Source organism: Stenotrophomonas sp. GD04054, from assembly GCF_029836955.1.
GTDB lineage: Bacteria > Pseudomonadota > Gammaproteobacteria > Xanthomonadales > Xanthomonadaceae > Stenotrophomonas > Stenotrophomonas maltophilia_A.
In genome coordinates this window covers 16499-37666 of the sequence record NZ_JAOECR010000017.1, presented here as the reverse complement: position 1 = coordinate 37666, position 21168 = coordinate 16499, and the positions used below count along the sequence as shown (strand labels likewise).

The window sequence follows — 21168 nt, the reverse complement described above, 5'->3', positions numbered from 1 at the left end:
CTCTTTGCGCGTTGTGGAATGGCTGCCATCGTGCTGATGCTGGCCGCGTGCGGCCGCGATGTGACCAGCACGCCGGGTGATGCACCGAATCTTGAAAAGTGGGTGGAAGGCGAGCGTGCGCGACCGGCGCAGCCGCTGGAGCCGCTGCCGGTGATGCAGCAGTTCGAAACCTTCGAATACTCCGCACAGGGTCTGCGCGACCCGTTCACCGATGCCTGGACCAATCCGCAGCAGGGGAATGGCGGATTGCGTCCGGATCCGAACCGGCGCAAGGAGCCGCTGGAAGGCTTCCCGCTGGACGCACTGGACATGGTCGGCACCATCGGCACCGGAGCCGCCACCGTGGCGCTGGTGATGGGGCCGGACAAGGTGACCTACCGGGTACGCCCGGGCGGCTACCTGGGGCAGAGCGACGGGCGGGTCACGGCGGTCTTCGAAGACCACGTGGAGCTGATCGAACTGGTGCCGGATGGCGCGGGTGGCTGGCTGGAGCGGCCGGCAACGCTCTCGCTTGAAGATCAATGATCGTTTACTGGGGATAGCACGATGACCTTTCACCAAGCCAAGGGGCTGCGTCCCATCCGGCGCTTTACCTTGAACCGTGTCAGCGCGTTGGGAGTCGCGCTGATGCTGGCCTGCGCTCCGGCGCTGGCCGCCGCACCGGCGGAAAAGCCGGTGGGCGCCACCGTGGCACCGGCGGCAGCGCCGGCCGGCCTGTCGGTGGCCAAGATCGATTTCAAGCGCGGCGATGATGGCGCCGGGCGCCTGATCGTCCAGTTTGACGGCCAGGGCGCGGTTCCGGACCTGCGTACGCAGGGCAACAGCGTGGTGGTCGATGTCGGTAACGCCCGACTGCCGGCCAACCTGCAGAAGCCGATGAACGTCATCGACTTCGCTACGCCGGTGCAGCGCATTGACGCCAAGCCGTCCGGTGCCGGTACCCAGCTGGTGCTGAGCACCGGCGGTGCGGTCGAATCACTGGCCTACCAGAGTGGCAACGAGTACGTGGTGGAGATCAGCCCGCGGCAGGCGCCGGCCGCCGTCGGTGCAGTCACCGCCGGCAGCGTCACCCAGGCTGCCAAGGCTGTTGGTCAGCGCGGTTTCACCGGCAAGCCGGTGACCTTCAACTTCCAGGACGTGCCGGTGCGCACCGTGCTGCAGCTGATCGCCGAGGAATCCAATCTCAACGTGGTGGCCTCCGATTCGGTACAGGGCAATGTGACCCTGCGCCTGGTCAACGTGCCGTGGGACCAGGCGCTGGACATCGTGCTGCGTGCCAAGGGCCTGGACAAGCGTCGCGATGGCAGCGTGATCTGGGTCGCTCCGCAGGCTGAGCTGGCCAAGTTCGAGCAGGAGAAGGAAGACGCGCGCATCGCCATCGAGAACCGCGAAGACCTGGTCACCGATTACGTCCAGATCAACTACCACAGCGCCACGCAGATCTTCAAAGCGCTGACCGAGGCCAAGGGCATCGGTGGTGGCAGTGGTGGCGGCAATGGCGGTGGTGGCGGCTCGTCGCAGGAGGAGAGTGGCTTCCTGTCCGGGCGGGGCCGCATTGTCGCCGACGAGCGCACCAACACGCTGATGATCAGCGACATTCCGAAGAAGATCGCGCGCATGCGCGAGCTGATCAGCGTGATCGACCGCCCGGTCGACCAGGTGCTGATCGAAAGCCGCATCGTGATCGCGACCGACACCTTCGCCCGCGAGCTGGGTGCGAAGTTCGGCATCAGCGGCAGCCGCGACAACGTGTACTTCAGCGGCAGCCTCGCTGCCAATGAGGAAACCCGCAAGTCGCAGGTCGATACCGCACTGGCCAACGCCAAGGCGGTCCGTGAGTGGCAGGCCGGTGGCAGCGTCGGCCCGGCGCCGATTCCCAGCGGCCCGACCATCAAGCGTGGCCTGAACTGGAACCTGCCGGTGGCTACGGCCAGCAATCCGGGTTCGCTGGCGCTGTCGATCCTCAACGCAGGCTACCTGCTGGACGTGGAGCTGTCGGCCATGCAGGAAGAGTCGCGGGGTGAGGTGATCTCCAACCCGCGCGTGGTCACCACCAACCAGCGCGAGGCGATGATCAAGCAGGGCAAGGAAATCGGCTACGTCACCATCAGCGGCACCGGTGCTGCCGGTGGCGCCGGTTCCACCCCGAACGTGCAGTTCAAGGAAGTGGTGCTGGAACTGCGGGTGACCCCGACCATCACCAACGACAACCGCGTGTTCCTCAACATGCAGGTGAAGAAGGACGAAGTCGACCGCCTGATCGAACTGCAGGGCTACGGCACGGTACCGTCGATCAACCGCCGTGAGGTCAACACCGCGGTGCTGGTCGAGGATGGGCAGACCGTGGTCATCGGTGGTGTGTACGAGTTCACCGACCGCAGCAGCATCAGCAAGGTGCCGTTCCTGGGCGACGTGCCGTTCCTGGGCAACCTGTTCAAGAAGCGCGGCCGCAACAAGGACAAGGCCGAGCTGCTGGTGTTCGTGACCCCGAAGGTGCTGCGCGTGGCCAAGCAGAACTGAGCCCGCGCCTCCGCGAAACGCAGAAGGGCCGCCCTGCGCGGCCCTTCTGCGTTTCCGCCCGTAGATCCACGCCGCCCATGTCCAGTAGATCCACGCCATGCGTGGATGGGCCGTTCAGCCGTTCTTGATGCCATTCGCAGGGCACCCTGCGATGATGTCGGGAACCCGTGCCGTCCCGCGCCGGTCAAAGGCCCCCATGAACCTGCCACCGCCGATGCCCGAAACCGTCTCGCCGCCGTCCGCGCCGTCCGCGCCGGCCACTTCCCGCCTGCATGCCGCTTTCAGCCAGCTGCGCGACGCATTGTCGGCCGAGATCGTCGGCCAGGCCGCGCTGGTCGAACGCCTGCTGATCGCGCTGCTGGCCGATGGCCACCTGCTGGTGGAAGGCGCTCCGGGCCTGGCCAAGACCACGGCGATCCGCGCGCTGGCCTCGCGCCTGGAGGCCGACTTCGCCCGCGTGCAGTTCACCCCGGACCTGTTGCCGGCCGACCTGACCGGCACCGAGATCTGGCGTCCGCAGGAAGGCCGCTTCGAATTCGTACCCGGCCCGATCTTCCATCCGATCCTGCTGGCCGATGAAATCAACCGCGCGCCAGCCAAGGTGCAGTCGGCACTGCTGGAAGCGATGGGCGAGCGCCAGGTCACCGTGGGCCGCCACACCTACGCGCTGCCGCCACTGTTCCTGGTGATGGCCACGCAGAACCCGATCGAGCAGGAAGGCACCTTCCCGCTGCCAGAAGCGCAGTTGGACCGTTTCCTGATGCATGTGCGCATCGGCTACCCGGACCAGGCCGCCGAATCGGAGATCCTGCGCCTGGCTCGCGAGCGCGCCCGTGGTGCGTTGGGCGAAGCCGCACAAGCGCCGGAAAAGCTGCCGATGCAGGATGTGTTCGATGCCCGCCGCGAAGTGTTGGACCTGCACATGGCGCCGGCGCTGGAACGCTACCTGATCGAGCTGGTGCTGGCCTCGCGTGATCCGTCGCGCTATGACGCTGGCCTTGGCCGCCGCATTGCATGGGGCGCCAGCCCGCGCGGTTCCATCGCGCTGGAACGCTGTGCACGCGCGCGCGCCTGGCTGGCCGGCCGCGACTTCGTCACCCCCGATGACGTGCGTGCGGTTGCCGCCGACGTGCTGCGCCATCGCGTGCTGCCCAGCTATGAGGCCACCGCTGAAGGCTGGGATGGCGAACGCCTGGTGCAGGAGCTGCTGGCCCGGGTGCCGGCACCCTGAGCCTGCGCATGACCGATCCATCCCTGCACCACGCCTCCTCCGTCAGTGACGGTGACGGGCTGCGCCCGCAACTGTCCGAACTGGTGGCGCTGCGCCGCCTTGCACAGCGACCGCCGCCGCCACGCCGTGGCCGTGCCGGCAACGCCGGGCAGGCGCCGTCGCCGCTGCGCGGGCGTGGCATGGAATATGCGGAGTCACGCGAGTACGTGGCCGGTGATGATGCACGGCATATCGATTGGCGGGTGACCGCGCGGACCGGTCGTGCCCACACCAAGCTGTTCCAGGCCGAACGCGAGCGGGTCAGCCTGATCGTGGCCGATACCTCGCCGGCCCTGTACTTCGGCACCCGCGTGCGCTTCAAATCGGTGCAGGCTGCACGCGCGGGCGCCGTCGCCGCGTGGTCGGCGCAGCGTCGTGGCGATCGCATCGGCGCCCTGCGTGGCAGCGACCGTGAACCACCGATTGCACCGGCAGGCGGCCCGCGCGGCGTATTGCGCGTGCTGGACGCGCTCACCCGCTGGTATGCGCAGCCCCCGGCCGATGACCTTGGCCTGGAACGTGCGCTGGACCATGCCGGTCGCGTCCTGCGCCCGGGTGCACGTGTGCTGGTGCTGGCCGATCCGCAGCAGGCCATCCGTATTCCGCCGGCGCGCTGGAGTGCGCTGGCCCAGCACCACGACCTCAGTCTGGTGCTGCTGGTGGATCCATTGGAACTGCAGCCTCCGTCAGCCGCGCTACAGTTCCAGACCCTGCAGCAGCGCATCGGCCTCGACCTGCGACGCAGCGAGGTCCAGGCTCATTGGCAGGCCCATTTCGTTGAACCGCTGCAGGACCTGCGGCGCCAGCTGGGAGCGCGCCGCGTCGATGTGCAGGTGCTGTCCACCGACGCGCCCAGTGATGCCTGGCTGGCGCCATCCCCGACCGAGGTGCCGGCATGAGCGCGAACCTGCCGCTGCGCGATGTGCAGGTGCCACCCGCTCCATCATGGTGGCCGCCGGCACCGGGCTATCTGATGATCGGCGGCGTGGTGCTGCTGTTGCTGGTGGTGGCGGCCTTCTTCTGGTGGCAACGTCGCCGTCGCCGCCAACGCTGGTTGCAGCTGTTCGATCAGGAGCTGGCATCCACCGCCGATGCTGCTGCGGAACTGGCAGCCATCGCCGGACTGCTGCGTCGCGCCGCACGCCAGGCGCAGCCCGGCAGTGAATCCCTGCGCGATGACGCCTGGTGGCAGCGCGTGGATCCGCAGGGCACATTGCCGGAAGCACGCCGAAGCCTGTTGGCCGAAGGTGCCTATCGCCCACGGGTGGACGTCAACGAGGTGGCCGCAGTACGCCGCTGGGCGCGCGAGCGCTACCTGGCCATGCTGCTGGAGCGGCGCCGATGAACCTGCTGGCAAGTTACTGGCCATGGCCGGACCTGCAGCTGGCGTGGCCGCTGGCCCTGCTGGCGCTGCCGTTGCCGTTGCTGATGCGCTGGTGGAAGCGTCGTGCCGATCCCGGCGCTGCGCTGCGGGTGCCCTATGCGGCGACGGAACTGGAAGCGCTGTCCGGTGGCGGCCGCGTTGACGTGTCGTGGCTGCGCACGCTGCTGTTGTGGCTGGGTTGGTGCGCGCTGTGCGTCGCACTGGCTCGCCCGCAACAGCTGGGTGAAGCGATCACGCCTCCGCAGGAGGGCCGGCAGATGATGCTGGCGATGGACGTGTCCGGCAGCATGGGCGAGGGCGACATGGTGCTGGGCGGGCAGGCGGTGGATCGCCTGACCGCGGCCAAGGCCGTGCTGGCCGATTTCCTTGATCGTCGTGCCGGTGATCGCATCGGCCTGCTGATCTTCGGCGACCGCGCCTACACGCTGACGCCGCTTACGGCGGATCTGGCCAGCGTGCGCGACCAGCTGCGCGACAGCGTGGTCGGCCTGGCCGGGCGCGAGACCGCCATCGGTGATGCCATCGGCCTGGCAGTGAAGCGCCTGCGCAGCCAGCCTGAAGGCCAGCGCGTGCTGATTCTGCTGACCGACGGCGTCAGCAATGCCGGCGTGCTGGAACCGCTGCGTGCCGCCGAAGTCGCACGTGCCGAGGGCGTGCGTATCCACACCGTCGCCTTTGGCGGTGATGGCAGCATGCGCCTGTTCGGTATTCCCATTTCCGCCGACCAGGATCCGGTCGACGAGGCTACCTTGAAGAAGATCGCGAGCATGACCGGCGGCCAGTTCTTCCGCGCCCGCGACACTGCACAGCTGGCCGGCATCTATGCCGAACTGGACCGGCTCGAGCCGATCGCTGCGAAGGGACCAAGCCTGCGACCGCGCGAGGAACGCTATGCATGGGCGCTGGGCCTGGCCTTGCTGCTGGGCGCATTGGCCTGGCTGTGGCCGGAGCGTCGCCGATGATCGCGCTTGCTTCGAATCTTCCTGACTGGAACGCGCTGCACTTCCTGCGTCCGGAATGGCTGTGGGCGTTGCTGGCGCTGCCGTTGATCATCGCTGTGGCGTTGTATCGGCAGCGGCGCAGCGACGTGTGGCGAACAGCGGTGGATGCCCACCTGTTGCCACATCTGCTGGCTGCGGGCACGCGCCGCCGTGCACGCCTGCCCTGGGCCGTGCTGCTGGGCTGGACCCTGGCAGCGCTGGCCATGGCCGGGCCGAGTTGGCGGCAGCAGGCACAACCGATGTTCCAGGCCAGCGCACCGCTGCTGGTCGTGCTGGATCTGTCCAGCCGGATCAATGCCACCGATCTGCCGCCGTCGCGCCTGCTGCAGGCTCGGGCGAAAGTGGGCGAGCTGCTGCGTGCCCGCCAGGGTGGCCAGGTGGGCCTGGTGGTCTATGCCGAGGATGCCTACACCGTGGCACCGCTGACCGATGACGGCAGCAACGTCGCGCTGTATCTGGACGCGCTGTCGCCGGATGTGATGCCGCGCGACGGACAACGCGCCGACCGTGGCATCGACTGGGCGACGCGGTTGATGCGCCAGATCGGGGCATTGCGGGGGCAGATCCTGCTGGTCAGCGATCAGGCGGATGATGAAGCGGCACTGGCCGCAGCGCAGGCGCGCAGCCTCGGCATGCAGGTGTCGGTACTGGGGCTGGGCACATCTGCCGGTGCGGCGTACCGGGATGGCACTGGGCAGATCCGCCAGGCCGCGCTGGATGAAGGCAGCCTGCGTGCGGTGGCGACCGCAGGCGGAGGCCGCTATGCCCGCATCGCCACCGATGACAGTGATCTGCGTGCGCTGGGCGTACTTGATGCACGCGAAGGTACTGCGGCGCAGCGGCCCGGCGAGGGCAAGCAATGGCGTGATGAAGGGTTCTGGCTGCTGCCACCGGTGATGCTGCTGGCGCTGTTGGCCTTCCGACGCCGCGCGCTGCTGGCGGCGGTGCTGGCGGTGGGCCTGTTGCCATGGATGAGTGATGTGCAGGCGCAGGCGCCCGCGGTGCCGGCCGCACCGCCGGCGCAGGGCACGCTGTGGAAGCGCGCCGACCAGGTGCAGCACCAGCGTCTGGCCGAAGGTGCGCAGGCTTACCGCAACGGTGATTTCGCCAGTGCCCGCAAGCAGTTCGAGGGCATCGACAGCGATGCGGGCTGGTACAACCTGGCCAATACGCTGGCCCGCCAGGGCAACTACGACGAAGCCATTGCCGCCTACGACCGCGCGCTGGCACTGCATCCCGGCATGGCCGATGCGGTCGCCAACCGTGCCGTGGTCGATGCCGCGCGCAAGCGCAAGCAGTCGGGTGGCAAAGGCCAGGATCAGCAGAAGCCACCGCAGAACGGGCAGCAGAAGCAGCAGAACGATTCACAGGGCCAGCAGAATCCGCAGGGCCAGCAGCCGCAGCAGGGCCAGCAGAATCCCGGTCAGGGACAGCCACAGTCGGGTCAGCAGGGCCAGCCCAATCCCGGTGACGACAAGAACCAGTCGAGCCCGCAGCCCGGCGAGCGCGGCCGCGATGGACAGCAGGCGCCGCCACAGGTGGAGGATGCCAAGGCGCAGGCGCAGGCCGATGAACAGCAGCGCCAGCGCATGCAGCAGGCGATGCAGCAGGCGCGCGAGGGTCAGGCCGACAAGGACGGCAAGCCGGTACCAGGCAGCGATGGCACCACCCCACGCCAACGCGAGGAGCAGCAGGCGGTGGAGGCGTGGATGCGACGCGTGCCGGATGATCCGGGCGCATTGCTGCGGGCCAAGTTCCAGCTGGAAAACGAACGCAGGAAGAGGGAAGGGCGATGACGCGGGCGATCAACATGCACGGGCACTGGCCCCGACAGGTACTGGCGGCGCTGCTGCTGTGGCTGCCGCTGCTGGCCTGGGCGCAGCCGCGTGCGTGGCTGGACCGCGACCGCATCGCGATGGGTGACACGGTCACGCTCAATGTCGAGAGCGACCAGGGCGCCCCTGACTTCACACCGTTGCGAACAGACTTCGACCTCAGCGGGCAGACCAGCAGCCGCCAGGTAGCGTGGAGCAATGGCAGCATGCAGCAGCGCAATCTGTATGGCGTGGCACTCACGCCACGGCGTAGCGGTGCACTGGTGGTGCCGGGCCTGCAGGTGGGCAGCGTACGTACCGCACCGTTGACCCTGCAGGTGGATGCCGCTGCCGTGGCAGGTCCCGACAGCAATGCGGTGGCGTTCATCGAAACCGCTGTCGATGACGAGACACCGTATGTGCAGCAGAGCGTAGGCGTGGTGGTGCGGTTGTATTTCGCTTCGCAGCTGGCCTCCGGCGAACTGGTGCTGGATACACCGGGCGGCGCGTCGTTGCAGCGGGTGGGCGATGACCGCACCGATGTGCGACAGGTCAACGGCCGCCGCTACAACGTGGTCGAGCGGCGCTTCCTGCTGATCCCCGAGCGCAGCGGTGCACTTCGGCTGGCCGGTGCGCGCTTCAGCGGGCGCAGTGCCGGTGGCTTCTTCGACGATTTCTTCGGCGGCGGCGACGGGCGCATGAATGCCACTGGCGCCGATCGCACGTTGCAGGTGCAGGCGCAACCGGCACAGGCGCCGCAGCCATGGCTGCCGCTGCAGGGCCTGCAGCTGCGCTACACCAGTGCACCGACCAGCGCCCGTACCGGCGAGGCGGCCAACGTGGTGGTGGAGGCGATTGCCGAAGGCGCCACCCGCGCGCAGTTCACCGATCTGCCGGTGCCCGACGTCGGCAACGCCGCGCAGGTGTTCGCAGAACCTGCGCAGTACGAAGAGACCTTCAATGGCAGTACCCCGCGGCTGAAGATCACCCGCCGCTATTCGATCGTGCCGCGCCAGCCGGGTTCGCTGGTGGTGCCGGGGCCGCGCCTGCCGTGGTGGGACGTGCGCAATGGCAAGGCACAGGAAGCGAAGCTGCCGGACCTGACGCTGGCCGTGGTGGCCGGTAACGGGGCTGGCAGTGCGTCACCTGCACCGCTGCCGCCGATCGACACCGATGCGGCGCTGCCGGATGGCGATGGCCAGGACAGCCGTATCGCGGCGACCGATCCGCGCGCCAGTGGTTTGTCCGAGCGTCCGTGGCCGTGGATGGGCGCCGCCATCGGCCTGGCGTTGCTGTGGCTGTTGACGCTGTTGTGGGGCTGGCAGCGAGGCCGTCGCCCGCGCGTGGCGGCACCCGTGGCGGCCAAGGGCGCTGTGCCGGCTGTGGCGACTGGACGTGCCGGCGTGGCCGAACTGCGCCGCGCGCTGGATGGTGAAGGGTTTGATCAGGTGGAAGCGCAGCTGTGTGCGATGGCCGGTGTCGAACGTATCGAGCAGGTCATCGCGCGGCTTGAGGATGCCGCCCAGCGCCAGGTGCTGCAGGAACTGCAGCAGGCCCGATGGGGCGGGCAGGGTGATCTTGCGCCGCTGCGCACGCGCCTGCGCGAGGTCTTCCGTGACGGACCGCACTGGTCGGCGGCAGCAAAGACCGCTGACACTGGCCTGGCGCCGCTGTATCCGCCGCGGCGAACCTGAACCGGCGCCGCTTGCGCGCTTTGTTAGAGTGCATTCATTTTTCGAGGAAACCCGCGCATGACAGCAGCTGCTGCCGACAAGAAGAAGTTGCCCCTGCATTGGAAGATGGGCATCGGCTTTGCGATCGGCCTGATCCTGGGACTGATCGTGCACGCCCTGGGCGGCAGCGTCGATGGTCTGCAGGCCGGTGCCAAGTGGGTAATGGACTACATCACCACCCCGGCGTCGGGCCTGTTCCTCAACCTGATCTTCATGCTGATCGTGCCGCTGATCTTCTCGGCGCTGATCATGGGTGTGTCGGAGATGGGCGACATCCGCGCCCTAGGCCGCATCGGCTGGAAGACCCTGGCCTATACCGTGCTGCTGTCCGGCATTGCCGTGGGCATCGGGCTGGTGCTGGTGAACCTGCTCAAGCCGGGTGTGGGCGTCGACCCGCAGGTCGCTGCGATGATGCTGTCGGAGAACGCCGAGCGCAGCAAGGAGATTGTCGCGGGCATCCACGGCACGCCGAAGGGCATGGACATGCTGCTGTCGATCGTGCCGAGCAACGTGCTGCAGGCCGCGTCTGACAACGGCGCGATCCTGTCGCTGATGTTCTTCGCGCTGATGTTCGGCATCGGCATGGTGCTGACCGACAACGAGAAGGTCGCGCCGCTGCGCCGCGCCATCGAAGGCGTGTTCGAAATTTCGATGACCCTGATCAACCTGGTCATCCGCCTGGCCCCGTATGCGGTGGCCTGCTTCATGTTCAACCTGGCCGCGCTGTTCGGCTTCGAGCTGATCATCCGCCTCGGTGCCTACGTGGGCGTGGTGGTGCTGGCACTCGGCCTGCACATGGTGGTGAGCTACGGTACGGCCGTATGGCTGTCCGGTCGTTCGCCGCTGTCGTTCTTCCGCGATACCCAGGAAGCGACGGTGATGGCGTTCTCCACCGCCTCCAGCAACGCCACCCTGCCGACCGCGCTGCGCGTGGCCGACCAGATGGGCCTGCCGCAGCGCGTGTCGCGCTTCGTGCTGACCGTGGGCGCCACCGCCAACCAGAACGGCACCGCGCTGTTCGAGGGCGTGACGGTGATCTTCCTGGCCCAGTTCTTCGGCGTGGACCTGAGCATCGGCCAGCAGATCATGGTGATGGCGGTCTGCATCCTCGGTGGCATCGGCACGGCCGGCGTGCCGTCAGGCTCGCTGCCGGTGGTGGCGATGATCTGCGCGATGGTGGGCGTGAACCCGTTGGGCATCGGCCTGATCCTGGGCGTGAACCACTTCCTGGACATGTGCCGTACCGCGCTGAACGTGACCGGCGACCTGGCCCTGACCACCCTGGTGGCCAAGGGCGAGTCGCACGATGGCCCGGCGCTGGGCCCGCAGCAGGACTGAGACCGGATTCCCGTCCCCGGACTCCGGGGACGGGTAGTGCCGGCCGCTGGCCGGGTACGCGTCATCGCATGCGCGCTGCCGCTCCCACGTTTCGCGATGCGAATCGCGGGCCCCCCTTACCGGCCTCCACACCCCGGCGCCTATGGCGCAGCCCCCGAACTCCGGGGGCGGGTAGTGCCGGCCGCTGGCCGGCAACTTCATGATCTTCATTGAATTCTGCGCAACTGCCGGCCAGCGGCCGGCACGACCGGGCAAGGTGAACCGACCCCCCCGCCCGGCGACTATGGGACAATAGGCCGCCCGCACGTCCGCGGCCGCCTCCCGATTCCGACAGAACCATGACGCAGCCTACCCGTCGCCAGTTGGCCAACGCCATCCGCTTCCTTGCCGCCGATGCGGTTGAAACCGCAAAGTCCGGCCACCCCGGCATGCCCATGGGCATGGCCGACATCGCCGAAGTCCTCTGGAACGACTATCTCCGCCATAACCCGAGCAACCCGCACTGGTTCAACCGCGACCGTTTCGTGCTGTCCAACGGCCACGGTTCGATGCTGCAGTACGCGCTGCTGCACCTGAGCGGTTACGACCTGCCGATCGAGCAGCTGAAGCTGTTCCGCCAGCTGGGCAGCCACACCGCCGGCCACCCGGAACGCCACGAGACCCCGGGCGTGGAAACCACCACCGGCCCGCTGGGCCAGGGTTTCGCCAATGCCGTGGGCTTCGCCCTGGCCGAGAAGCTGCTGGCACAGCGCTTCAACCGCCCGGAGCTGGAAGTGGTCGACCACCGCACCTGGGTGTTCATGGGCGATGGCTGCCTGATGGAAGGCGTGTCGCATGAAGCCGCTTCGCTGGCCGGTACCTGGGGCCTGCACAAGCTGGTCTGCTTCTGGGACAACAACCACATCTCCATCGACGGCAACGTCGAGGGCTGGTTCACCGACAATACCCCGGAGCGTTTCGAGGCCTATGGCTGGAACGTCGTGCGCGATGTCGATGGCCACGACCCGGAAAGCATCAAGGCCGGCATCGAGGCCGCGCTGTCGCAGAGCGACAAGCCGACCCTGATCTGCTGCCGCACCACCATTGGTTTCGGTTCGCCGAACAAGGCGGGCAAGGAATCCAGCCACGGCGCTCCGCTGGGCAAGGACGAGCTGGAAGCCACCCGCAAGCAGCTGGGCTGGGAATACGGTCCGTTCGAGATCCCGCAGGCGATCTACGACGGCTGGCGCGCCAATGGCGCTGGCACCCTGCGCCAGGCCGAGTGGGAACAGCTGTTCGACAAGTACGCCAGCCAGTACCCGGCTGAAGCGTCCGAGCTGACCCGCCGTTCGCACGGCGAGCTGCCGGCCGACTTCGTTGCCAAGGCCGATGCCTACATCGCCCAGGTGGCCGCTGAAGGCCCGACGATCGCTTCGCGCAAGGCCTCGCAGCTGGCCATCGAAGCCTACGCCCCGCTGCTGCCGGAAATCGTCGGTGGCTCGGCCGACCTGGCGCACTCCAACCTGACCCTGTGGAAGGGCAGCAAGTCGGTCGCCAGCGACGACGCCAACGCCAACTACGTGTACTACGGCGTGCGCGAGTTCGGCATGACCGCCATTGCCAACGGCCTGGCCCTGCACGGCGGCTTCATTCCGTTCGACGCCACCTTCCTGGTGTTCAGCGATTACGCCCGCAACGGCGTGCGCATGAGCGCGCTGATTCCGGCCCACGCCATCCACGTCTACACCCACGATTCGATCGGCCTGGGCGAAGACGGCCCGACCCACCAGCCGGTGGAGCACCTGGCTTCGCTGCGTTACATCCCGAACAACGACGTGTGGCGTCCGTGCGATGCGGTCGAGTCGGCGGTGAGCTGGAAGGCCGCGATCACCCGTCAGGATGGTCCGAGCTGCCTGGTGTTCAGCCGCCAGAACCTGCCGCACCAGCCGCGCAACGCCGAGCAGATCGCCCAGATCGAGCGCGGTGGCTACGTCCTGGCCGATGCCGCCGGTACCCCGGACGTGATCCTGATCGCCACCGGTTCGGAAGTTTCGCTGGCGACCGAAGCCAAGGCCCAGCTGGATGCGGCCGGCCTCAAGACCCGCGTGGTCTCGATGCCGTCCACCGACGTGTTCCTGCGCCAGGATGCGGCCTACCGTGAATCGGTGCTGCCGAACGCCGTGCGCAAGCGCGTGGCGGTGGAAGCCGGTGTCACCGGTTTCTGGCGCCAGTTCGTCGGCCTGGACGGTGCGGTGATTGGTATCGACACCTTCGGTGCCTCGGCCCCCGCCGACCAGCTGTACAAGCACTTCGGCATCACCACCGCCCACGTGGTGGAAGCGGCCAAGGCGCTGTAAGCAGCCTCGCGAAGCAGGAAGGGAAAGGCCGGCGCACGCCGGCCTTTTCTTTGCTCGAGAGAAAAGGGGACGGAGGGGATTAAGTCGTTTTTGCACAAACGACTTGATCCCCTCCGTCCCTTTTTCGTCCGGCATGTTGCGCCCTGCGGCACCAGTGTCGCGTTGGCCTCTTCATCTAGCCTGCATTCCTTGCGAAAAGGAGGGCCTGCCGAGGTACCCCCGGAAGTAGTCATGGACAAGAAGAGCGGCGCAGAAACCCATGGTGGATTTACGGGGTGTAAGGTGATGCCTTACACTGGCGCCGCATGATCGTCAGCTTCAGGCACAAGGGCCTGAAGGCGCTCTATGAGCGGGGCGACATGTCCGGAGTCCGTGCCGATCATGTGGCTCGGTTGCGGCGTTTGCTTCTGCAGCTGGATCAAGCCCGGCTGCCTGGAGACATGGGGCTGCCCGGAAATCGCCTGCACCCACTGCGCGGGAGCTATAGCGGCTACTGGGCTGTAAGTGTCTCGGCGAGTTGGCGATTGGTGTTCCGCTTTCGTGGGCTGGACGTCGAACTGGTCGATTACCTTGATTACCACTAGGAGTCTGCTCGATGCCGTTGCATGATCCACCGCATCCCGGAGAGTCGCTGCGCGAAGACATCCTGCCGGCGATAAGCATGTCGATCAGTGCGCTGGCGCAGCATCTTGGCTATTCGCGCGGACAGCTGTCGACCATCATCAACGGGCACGCTGGCATCTCCGCGGAACTTGCATTCCGCCTTGAGCTTGCAGGTCTGGGCAATGCCCGCATGTGGCTGGCGATGCAGGCGGCATACGACCTGTGGCAGGTCGAGCATCGAGCGCATCCACCGATTGCCCGTCTGTATCTTGAGGATGCAGTGAGGATAGAGCGGTAGATCTACGCCATGCGTGGATGAGAAAAAGGGGACGGAGGGGATTAAGTCGTTTATGCACAAACGACTTAATCCCCTCCGTCCCCTTTTTTCAGGCGGTGCGTGCCAGTGCGAGGCGCAGCAGTCGCGCGTCCAGGCGTTCGGCGAAATCCTTCGGTGCCTGCAGGCCCATGCGCTGCAGGTACACCGCATCGCCGTCGCCAGCCGGTTGCCGCAGCGCCGCCCAGACCGTGCGCAGCTTGTCGCCGCGGGTCTGCGTGTTGGCCTTCAGCCAGCCCAGCGCTTTCACCAGCACCTGCTCGATCTCGTTGAAGTCGCTGCCCAACGGATAGTCGGGCAGGCTGCCATCGACGCGGAACGGTGCCAGTGCCGCGGACAGTGCCTGCGGCGTGTTGCGCTGCTGGCGCTCCGGATCCGGTTGCGTGGCCGCCAGCAGCTTGCGCGAGGCGTGTGCCTGCTGCAGCAGGCCGCCCTGGAACGGGGCCTCGGTGATTGCAGTCATCGCATGCACGCAGTCCTCGTCGGTCAGGCCGCGCAGGTCGGCGATGCCGTATTCGTTGAGGTAGATGTCGCGCAGGTGGCGTGGGATGGTGGTGTGCCCGTAGTTCCAGCGCACGTTGGATTCGCGCTGGCCCTTGTCATCGCGCGCGGCGCGGAACATCAGCACGCTGCGCGCTTCCGGCAGCGCATGTGCCATCGCCACGAAGTTGTACTGACCACCCACGCCGGACACCACACGTCCATCATCCAGCGCATCCGACACCGCCGCGCCCAGCGCGGTGGCCATCATGCAGGAGTTGAAGAAGCGCGCGTGCCGGCGCTGCAGGCGTTCTAGTGTCTCGTTGCCACCGTACAGCTGGTTGATCTCGCTGATGCGGCGCATGCCGATCGCACGGCATTCGTCTTCCGGCAGCGTGCGCAACCACTCGTAGAACTCCGGCGAGCCCAGGTAGAAGGCGCCATGCAGATACTCGCCCTCGGCAGCCAGGGTGGCGTGGTCGATGGACAGCGTGCTGCCGTTCTCGATGCGTTGCATCAGCGCCAGGTCATCGTGCACCTTGCGCTTGATCACGCCGGTCTGCACCAGCCGGCGGAAGCCCTCGTTGAGCATTTCGCTGCAGCCATACAGGCCGACCTCGAACGGATCCAGTCCGCCGATTTCCTGCACCAGCGGGTGGCTGGCCAGCTGCGGATCCAGCGCATGCAGCACGCGCCGGTAGCGCGCGTTGTCGGTGTGGCGCAGCACCAGCGCATGGCTGAGCGCGTCGGCCAGCGTGCCGATGCCGATCTGCAGGGTGCCGCCGTCGCGCACCAGCGTGCTGGCATACAGGCCGATCGCGTAGTCGGCATCGCCGACCGGCTGCCGCGGCAGGCCGAACAACGCCGGGTACGGTGGTGGCGGGGTGATCACCAGATCGAAGAACGACACATCGACCGTGGCCGAGCCACCCAGGTAGGGTAGCTGCGGATCGATCTCGGCGATCAGCAGCGGGCGAGGCAGCCCGCGAGCGGTCATCGCATCCAGCGTGTCCTGGGTGATGTCGTTGTTGCACGACAGCGAGAGCCGGCGGTCGTTCGGCCGCATCGCCACCTTCTGCACGATCACCTGCGGCGCGCGCTGCGCCACCGCATCGGCGGCGTGGGTGTAGTTCAGGCTGGTATAGCTGGACTGCGCCTGCCGCGAGCCGAGCAGGGCGCCGGACTGCATGTAGAACTCTTCCACCTGCACATGTGCCGGCAACGCGTCGCGCGCGATCGCATCGGCATAGGCCAGGCGCGGGAAATCGTCGCCGAAATGGCGCTGCGCGAACGGCGCCATGAAGCGCGCTTCCAGGCCGTTGCCGCGCGCCTTCGGCGGGTTCAGCGACAGCGCGGTATACAGCTGCAGTGGCCGCGACGGATCGTGCTCGACGCGTGCGTAAAGGGCATTGAGCAGCCGATGCGGCTTGCCCAGTGCCAGCGGTGCCCCGATCCGCAGCGGCCCGTCCACGCGCGCAAACAACCAGTCGACGGCGGCGTCCAGGTCGGTGAGGTGTTCGGTCATGCGCGGCGGTCCTGCGTGTGGGGGAGTGCGGGCATTACAGCATGTCGGGCTTGAACCGCCGTCGACGGGAGACTTCGGCGCCAGACACCATGAACCGCCCATCGCCCCGGTAATGCATCGTGCGCGGCAGTTTCGGCCGGGGCGCAACATGGGCGCGTACGATTTCCCAGATGAACAGGTTGTTCGACGCCACCTGGCTGTCGTCGTACAAGCGGCATTCGAAGCACGAATGGCATTGGCCGACCAGCGGCGCGCCGACCTCGCGCGCGGGCAGCGCATCAAGCTCGAAACGGGCGAACTTGTCGACCTCGCGGCCGCTGCAGTTGCCGATGTCCACCACGGTATCGAGCAGTTCCACACCCGGCACATTGATCACGCACTCGCCGCTGCCACGCGCCAGCGCATGGCTGTGGTTTGCGTCCCACAGGTAGGTGGCGACCAGCGAAGGCGAGAAGCCCATCACCATGTGCCAGCCCATCGTCATCAGGTTGCGCTGGCCGCGCCAGGCGGTGCTGACCAGCACGATCGGCCCGGGTTCGAGGAAGCGGCGGGCCTGCTCGACCGGGAATTCCTTCTTGGGCAGCGCTTTCATCCGGGGCCTGGGGCGGGAGGAATCGATGCTGGCGCAGCCGGGATGAACCTGGAGTCGAGGGGCTTGACAGACGATTCGATTACGCGCGTAATCGGGTCGTCGATTACGGATGTAAACCATGACCCCGATCAGCGAAGCCGAAGCCGTTGTGATGGAGGTGCTATGGCAGCAGGCACCGCGTAGCGCCGATGACGTGGTCGCCGCACTGGCCCACCGTGACTGGGCCGAGCCGACCATCAAGACCCTGCTCAACCGCCTGCTGACCAAGGGCGCGATTACTGCCGAGCGCGATGGCCGGCGCTACCTGTACCGGCCGCTGCTGCAGCGGCAGGCCTGGGTGGAGGCGCAGAGCCAGGACTTCATTGGTCGTGTCTTCGAAGGGCGCGTTGCGCCGTTGGTTGCGCACTTCAGCGAACGCGGCCAGTTGAGTGCGCAGGACATCGCCGAACTGAAGAAACTGATCCAGGAGCTGGACCATGACTGAGCTGCTCGATGGGCTGTGGCAGGCCAGCCTGTGGCTGGCGGTGGGCGTGGTCGTGCTGGCGGTGCTGCGACCCTTGCTGGTGCGGCTGGGGGGCGTGGCGTTGGCCTACCGCAGCTGGTGGCTGCTGCCGTTGCTGCTGCTGGCACTGATGCTGCCGTTGCCGCAGGTGGCACTTCTGGAGCATGTGCCAACGCTGCCGCTGAAAGTGGTACCCGGCGCCGTCGAAGGCATGGCAGGGCAGTCGTTGCCGTGGGCCGGGCTGTTGCTGCTGGCATGGATGCTGGGGGCGGTCCTTTGTCTGCTACGCGATCTACGTGCGCACCGGCGCTTTGAACGTGGCATGGGCCAACTGTGTGCACGCGCCGATGGCAGCTGGCAGGCCAGCGCCGACCCGGGCCTGCCCGCGCTGGTCGGCCTGTGGCGTCCGCGCATCGTGGTAGGCCCGGATTTCGACCAGCAGTTCACCGCACAGGAGCAGGGCCTGATCCTGCAGCACGAGCGCAGCCACCGTCGCAATGGCGATCACTGGGCCAATGGGGCGCTGCTGATGGCACGCGCGGTGTTCTGGTTCCATCCGCTTCTGCCGTGGGCCTCCCGCCGATTCCTGCGTGACCAGGAGCTGGCCTGCGATGCCCGCACCATTGCCCCGCAGCCTGCGCTGCGCGGTCTCTACGCCAGCACGCTGCTGAAGGCGCAGCTGGTCCATCCGGTTGCGCCAGCGGTCTGCCATTGGCGCAGCCAACCCGTGTTGAAGGAGCGTATCGCCATGTTGAAGCAGTCCAAGCGGAAGGCATTGCCGTGGGTGTCGGGGCAGGTGCTGGTGGTCGGGTTGTGTCTGGGAATGGGAGCGGTGGCGTGGGCCAGCCAGGGCGGCGTGGCCGGGAGCCCGAGGATCGGTGTCGAGCCGTTCGAGCACGCTGAAGAAGATGCGGCCAAGGCAGGGCTGGATCGTCCGATCCAGGTCGACAAGATGCCACCGCCGTCCTACCCGAAGTCTGCGGTCGAGCAGCGCCAGGTCGGCGTGGTGAACCTGCGCGTGGAGGTGGATGCGCAGGGGCGTCCCGCCGATGTCCAGGTGCTCAGCGCTACCAATCCCGGCGTGTTCGATGCGGTGTCGGTGGCGGCTGCGCGCAGCTGGACCTATCGTCCGGCAATGAAGAACGGCAAGCCGGTGGCAGGCGCAGTGAAGATTCCGATCACTTTTGCGATGGACGACACCGAGGACGCGAAGTGAAGTGCGCGCCGCTGTGGATGACGGCGGCGCTGTTGGCCGGATGCGCCAGCCAGGAGCGGCTGACCACGGTGGATACCCGCAGCGAGAATGTCGGCCACCAGCGCCTGCAGCCGCAGGCGGGCGGTGGCAGTGGGCAGTTGCAGGTGTATTCGCTGGGTGCGACCGAGGGTTACCGGATGCCACAGCTCTACGCGGCACCGGACCCGGAGGTCGGCGATCGTGATCCGCGCGCGGAACTGGCGCCGACTACGATCTGCCTGCAGGTGGTGGTGGATGCGCAGGGCAGCGTCGAACGCAGCATGCCGCTGACCGATCGCCAGGACTGTGCCGCAGGGGCTGCACGCGAGAATGCGCCCCTGCTGCAGGCTGCGCAGGACGCCGTGGCGATGTGGAAATACTCGTCCGCAGCGGTCTGCCACTTCGCGGCTGGCAAGGTGCCTGCCGACCGCGGTGACTGCCGGGGCGCCGAACGGGTCGAGCCGGTGGCGGTGACCTTGCAGTACGCCTTCACCTTCGAGATCGTGAAGGGCCGGCATGTAGTGCGGACGCAGGGAAAATGAACGTCCGTGGTCCGTGATGGAAACTGATAGCGCCGGGCTTTGCCCGGCGAGCGCAGCCGCGTGGATCAGGCCCCGCCCTGGATGTTGGCCTTCACCGCGGGCTGCATCAGCTTGGGTTCTTCCAGCGTCGCATCGCGTGCCTGGCGCACGCTGACGAACTCCGCCTCGGCCACGCCGTCATGCACGTGGATGTTGTGTGCGCGCTGTTCGCCGATGGTGGTTTCGTTGGCGAATGCACGACCACCCGGACCGTAGTCGTGGCAGACGAACACGCGCGTCGCATCGGGCAGCGCCAGCAGGCGCTGGATTGAACGGTACAACTGCGCGGCATCGCCACCCGGGAAGTCGCAGCGGGCGGTACCGCCGTCGGGCATGAACAGCGAGTCACCGGTGAACAGCGCATCGTCGATCAGGTAGGCGATGCTGTCGCTGGTATGGCCGGGCACGGCGATCACCTGACAGCGCAGTTCGCCCAGAGCAAAGGTTTCGCTATCGCTGAACAGGTGATCGAAGATGTCATCGGCCGCAGGAAGCTGCAGGCCGTAGCGCGGCGCGAAGGTGGCCTGCACCGCGCGGATGCCTTCGCCGATGGCCAGCGTGGCCTGGGGGAAGCGTTGCTTGAGACGGCGCCCACCCGATACGTGATCGGCGTGAGCGTGTGTCTCCAGCAGCCAGCGCAGCTGCAGGTCCTGTTGTTCGATGGCCTGCAACGCGGCATGCAGCGGCGCTTCACTGCTGGCGTCGGTATCCGGGTCGTAGTCCAGGACCGGGTCGATCAGCGCTGCCTCGCCGCTGGCCGGGTCGCTGACCAGATAGCTGAAGGTGTTGCTGTCACGGTGGAAGAACGACTGCACCTGGACTGACATTGGAACGCTCCTCAGCGCGTGCCGAGCACGCGGTTCAGCAACTGCGCCAGGTTCTCACCGGCCAGTCGCAGCTGCGCTTCGGCCAGCGGCCGGTAGCGCTCGGTGTATTCGTCACCGATTTTACGCGTGGCCGGATAAACGCCAGCTTGCATGGAAATGCGGCAGCTGGCTTCGGCCCACGTCTGCGGGTCGCGCTGCGGGTTGGACTGGCGCGCCAGCTTCGGCGCGCGCTGGCTCTGCAGCAGCGGGAGATAGCCGGCGTCGTCCAGCTTGCGGGTGTTGAGCATGCCGCTGTCCCACAGCGAGTGCAGGTTGGTACCGCGGTTGCCGAACTGCAGCTGGAAGTCGTTGCCGCCCTTGTCGTGGGCGTAACCGGCGTGCATCGGCTGGTGGATGTCGCCGACCAGGTGCACGACGAACTTCAGCGCCTGCAGGCGCTCGCCGTCGGTCAGGCTGCGGTCGCCGAGGATGGCGCTCTGTGCCTTCAGGGCCTCGACGATGCAGTTGCCGTTCTTGCAGTGCTTCGGTGCTTCGTAGTGGCAGTTGTCTTCGGCGATGTTGACGTAGTGCCAGCCGGCCGAGCGACGGCCCAGGCCCGGGTCTTTGGCGCGCAGCTGGTCGGCCCACGGCGCGATGCTGGCCAGCGTGGCATCCGGTTCGGTGGCCAGCAGGCGGTCCACTTCGGCGCGGGCGGTGGGGTTGAGGCGGACGTCGGCGACTTCGGCGACCAGACGGTGGCCTTGCGCGCCCCAGGCATGGGCGGGGGCGGAGACGGACAGCAGGGCCGGCGCCAGGGCGGCGGCGAGGAACAGGGAGTGCAGGGCTTTCATGCGCACATTCTAGCGGGGGTAGGTGGATTGAAGAGCGGCGCGTTCCTGTCTGCTGGGGGCTGGCTGCAGGGGCTGGCGCTGCGGGACACGCTGCAAGTACGTCCCTGTAAGCTCGGCCGCGGCATCCATGCCGCGGACGGTCCCGCAGCGCCTGCCCCTGCAGCCCCCATCCAACTTGGCCGCGGAGGCGGATGCAAACGTCAAAGGCAACATCAAAAACAAATGCAGGATCAGAATCGGCCTCCTGCAATTACAGGCAATCAT

Annotated in this window: 19 protein-coding genes; 15 read left to right on the top strand and 4 right to left on the bottom strand. The window is 67.2% G+C overall.

The genetic code is table 11. The annotated features are described in order from the left end of the window. Window positions 1-18: 18 nt before the first annotated feature. The 12 genes from N7573_RS10310 to N7573_RS10255 all read left to right on the top strand — a co-directional run bounded on the left by N7573_RS10310 (window position 19) and on the right by N7573_RS10255 (window position 14297). Complete coding sequence (locus N7573_RS10310) at window positions 19-525, top strand: pilus assembly protein PilP (RefSeq protein ID WP_032127850.1); 507 nt, start codon at window positions 19-21, stop codon at window positions 523-525. 21 nt (window positions 526-546) lie between these two features. Next, the gene (locus tag N7573_RS10305) at window positions 547-2520 is read left to right on the top strand and encodes a type IV pilus secretin PilQ family protein (RefSeq protein WP_049422631.1); all 1974 of its coding nucleotides are present in this window, start codon (window positions 547-549) and stop codon (window positions 2518-2520) included. Window positions 2521-2716: 196 nt separating this feature from the next. Then, complete coding sequence (locus tag N7573_RS10300) at window positions 2717-3751, top strand: MoxR family ATPase (protein WP_279912229.1); 1035 nt, start codon at window positions 2717-2719, stop codon at window positions 3749-3751. An 8-nt stretch (window positions 3752-3759) separates the two neighbouring features. Next, window positions 3760-4689 (top strand): DUF58 domain-containing protein, encoded by a 930-nt coding sequence (locus N7573_RS10295; protein ID WP_049422629.1) that lies wholly within the window; start codon window positions 3760-3762, stop codon window positions 4687-4689. Next, entirely contained in the window at window positions 4686-5135 is a 450-nt protein-coding gene (locus tag N7573_RS10290; RefSeq protein WP_032127854.1) for a DUF4381 family protein, read from the top strand. Before N7573_RS10295 ends, N7573_RS10290 begins: the two co-directional genes overlap by 4 nt. Beyond that, the gene (locus N7573_RS10285; RefSeq protein WP_049400749.1) at window positions 5132-6136 is read left to right on the top strand and encodes a VWA domain-containing protein; all 1005 of its coding nucleotides are present in this window, start codon (window positions 5132-5134) and stop codon (window positions 6134-6136) included. The genes N7573_RS10290 and N7573_RS10285 overlap by 4 nt, the downstream gene beginning before the upstream one ends. Beyond that, window positions 6133-7971 (top strand): tetratricopeptide repeat protein, encoded by a 1839-nt coding sequence (locus N7573_RS10280; RefSeq protein ID WP_279912231.1) that lies wholly within the window; start codon window positions 6133-6135, stop codon window positions 7969-7971. Before N7573_RS10285 ends, N7573_RS10280 begins: the two co-directional genes overlap by 4 nt. Further along, the gene (locus N7573_RS10275) at window positions 7968-9683 is read left to right on the top strand and encodes a BatD family protein (RefSeq protein WP_279912232.1); all 1716 of its coding nucleotides are present in this window, start codon (window positions 7968-7970) and stop codon (window positions 9681-9683) included. The genes N7573_RS10280 and N7573_RS10275 overlap by 4 nt, the downstream gene beginning before the upstream one ends. A 57-nt stretch (window positions 9684-9740) precedes the next feature. Further along, window positions 9741-11060: a dicarboxylate/amino acid:cation symporter gene (locus tag N7573_RS10270; RefSeq protein ID WP_032127858.1), complete on the top strand. Its 1320-nt coding sequence runs from the start codon at window positions 9741-9743 to the stop codon at window positions 11058-11060. Window positions 11061-11398: 338 nt separating this feature from the next. Continuing rightward, entirely contained in the window at window positions 11399-13396 is a 1998-nt protein-coding gene (tkt, locus tag N7573_RS10265) for a transketolase (RefSeq protein WP_032127859.1), read from the top strand. Between the two features lie 305 nt (window positions 13397-13701). Next, window positions 13702-13980, top strand: a complete 279-nt coding sequence (locus N7573_RS10260; RefSeq protein ID WP_049422655.1) for a type II toxin-antitoxin system RelE/ParE family toxin — start codon at window positions 13702-13704, stop codon at window positions 13978-13980. A gap of 11 nt (window positions 13981-13991) precedes the next feature. Next, the gene (locus tag N7573_RS10255; protein ID WP_014038309.1) at window positions 13992-14297 is read left to right on the top strand and encodes a HigA family addiction module antitoxin; all 306 of its coding nucleotides are present in this window, start codon (window positions 13992-13994) and stop codon (window positions 14295-14297) included. Between the two features lie 88 nt (window positions 14298-14385). Here the strand turns inward: N7573_RS10255 and N7573_RS10250 are convergent, their stop codons facing one another. Both N7573_RS10250 and N7573_RS10245 read right to left on the bottom strand, forming a co-directional pair. After that, a complete protein-coding gene (locus N7573_RS10250; RefSeq protein ID WP_279912233.1) occupies window positions 14386-16338 on the bottom strand; it encodes an acetyl-CoA hydrolase/transferase C-terminal domain-containing protein in 1953 nt (650 codons plus the stop codon). A 34-nt stretch (window positions 16339-16372) separates the two neighbouring features. Next, complete coding sequence (locus tag N7573_RS10245; protein WP_279912234.1) at window positions 16373-16930, bottom strand: flavin reductase family protein; 558 nt, start codon at window positions 16928-16930, stop codon at window positions 16373-16375. A gap of 118 nt (window positions 16931-17048) precedes the next feature. Between N7573_RS10245 and N7573_RS10240 the strand changes: the two genes are divergently transcribed. The 3 genes from N7573_RS10240 to N7573_RS10230 are packed head-to-tail and all read left to right on the top strand — an operon-like array spanning window position 17049 to window position 19208. Beyond that, window positions 17049-17414: a BlaI/MecI/CopY family transcriptional regulator gene (locus tag N7573_RS10240; RefSeq protein WP_014648244.1), complete on the top strand. Its 366-nt coding sequence runs from the start codon at window positions 17049-17051 to the stop codon at window positions 17412-17414. Then, a complete protein-coding gene (locus tag N7573_RS10235) occupies window positions 17407-18648 on the top strand; it encodes a TonB family protein (RefSeq protein ID WP_279912235.1) in 1242 nt (413 codons plus the stop codon). The genes N7573_RS10240 and N7573_RS10235 overlap by 8 nt, the downstream gene beginning before the upstream one ends. Next, window positions 18645-19208, top strand: coding sequence for a hypothetical protein (locus N7573_RS10230; protein ID WP_279912236.1), 564 nt, complete (start codon window positions 18645-18647; stop codon window positions 19206-19208). Before N7573_RS10235 ends, N7573_RS10230 begins: the two co-directional genes overlap by 4 nt. Window positions 19209-19273: 65 nt before the next feature. Here N7573_RS10230 and N7573_RS10225 read toward each other — a convergent pair whose 3' ends face one another. Next, window positions 19274-20074 (bottom strand): MBL fold metallo-hydrolase, encoded by an 801-nt coding sequence (locus N7573_RS10225; protein ID WP_279912237.1) that lies wholly within the window; start codon window positions 20072-20074, stop codon window positions 19274-19276. An 11-nt stretch (window positions 20075-20085) separates the two neighbouring features. Then, window positions 20086-20904 (bottom strand): S1/P1 nuclease, encoded by an 819-nt coding sequence (locus N7573_RS10220; protein ID WP_279912238.1) that lies wholly within the window; start codon window positions 20902-20904, stop codon window positions 20086-20088. Window positions 20905-21168: the final 264 nt, after the last annotated feature.

What these genes read in the sequence shown, in the direction of transcription:
- N7573_RS10310 (WP_032127850.1), top strand. Translation starts at nt 19, where the DNA reads ATGGCTGCCATCGTGCTGATGCTGGCCGCGTGCGGCCGCGATGTGACC.
- N7573_RS10305 (WP_049422631.1), top strand. Translation starts at nt 547, where the DNA reads ATGACCTTTCACCAAGCCAAGGGGCTGCGTCCCATCCGGCGCTTTACC.
- N7573_RS10300 (WP_279912229.1), top strand. Translation starts at nt 2,717, where the DNA reads ATGAACCTGCCACCGCCGATGCCCGAAACCGTCTCGCCGCCGTCCGCG.
- N7573_RS10295 (WP_049422629.1), top strand. Translation starts at nt 3,760, where the DNA reads ATGACCGATCCATCCCTGCACCACGCCTCCTCCGTCAGTGACGGTGAC.
- N7573_RS10290 (WP_032127854.1), top strand. Translation starts at nt 4,686, where the DNA reads ATGAGCGCGAACCTGCCGCTGCGCGATGTGCAGGTGCCACCCGCTCCA.
- N7573_RS10285 (WP_049400749.1), top strand. Translation starts at nt 5,132, where the DNA reads ATGAACCTGCTGGCAAGTTACTGGCCATGGCCGGACCTGCAGCTGGCG.
- N7573_RS10280 (WP_279912231.1), top strand. Translation starts at nt 6,133, where the DNA reads ATGATCGCGCTTGCTTCGAATCTTCCTGACTGGAACGCGCTGCACTTC.
- N7573_RS10275 (WP_279912232.1), top strand. Translation starts at nt 7,968, where the DNA reads ATGACGCGGGCGATCAACATGCACGGGCACTGGCCCCGACAGGTACTG.
- N7573_RS10270 (WP_032127858.1), top strand. Translation starts at nt 9,741, where the DNA reads ATGACAGCAGCTGCTGCCGACAAGAAGAAGTTGCCCCTGCATTGGAAG.
- tkt (WP_032127859.1), top strand. Translation starts at nt 11,399, where the DNA reads ATGACGCAGCCTACCCGTCGCCAGTTGGCCAACGCCATCCGCTTCCTT.
- N7573_RS10260 (WP_049422655.1), top strand. Translation starts at nt 13,702, where the DNA reads ATGATCGTCAGCTTCAGGCACAAGGGCCTGAAGGCGCTCTATGAGCGG.
- N7573_RS10255 (WP_014038309.1), top strand. Translation starts at nt 13,992, where the DNA reads ATGCCGTTGCATGATCCACCGCATCCCGGAGAGTCGCTGCGCGAAGAC.
- N7573_RS10250 (WP_279912233.1), bottom strand. Translation starts at nt 16,338, where the DNA reads ATGACCGAACACCTCACCGACCTGGACGCCGCCGTCGACTGGTTGTTT.
- N7573_RS10245 (WP_279912234.1), bottom strand. Translation starts at nt 16,930, where the DNA reads ATGAAAGCGCTGCCCAAGAAGGAATTCCCGGTCGAGCAGGCCCGCCGC.
- N7573_RS10240 (WP_014648244.1), top strand. Translation starts at nt 17,049, where the DNA reads ATGACCCCGATCAGCGAAGCCGAAGCCGTTGTGATGGAGGTGCTATGG.
- N7573_RS10235 (WP_279912235.1), top strand. Translation starts at nt 17,407, where the DNA reads ATGACTGAGCTGCTCGATGGGCTGTGGCAGGCCAGCCTGTGGCTGGCG.
- N7573_RS10225 (WP_279912237.1), bottom strand. Translation starts at nt 20,074, where the DNA reads ATGTCAGTCCAGGTGCAGTCGTTCTTCCACCGTGACAGCAACACCTTC.
- N7573_RS10220 (WP_279912238.1), bottom strand. Translation starts at nt 20,904, where the DNA reads ATGAAAGCCCTGCACTCCCTGTTCCTCGCCGCCGCCCTGGCGCCGGCC.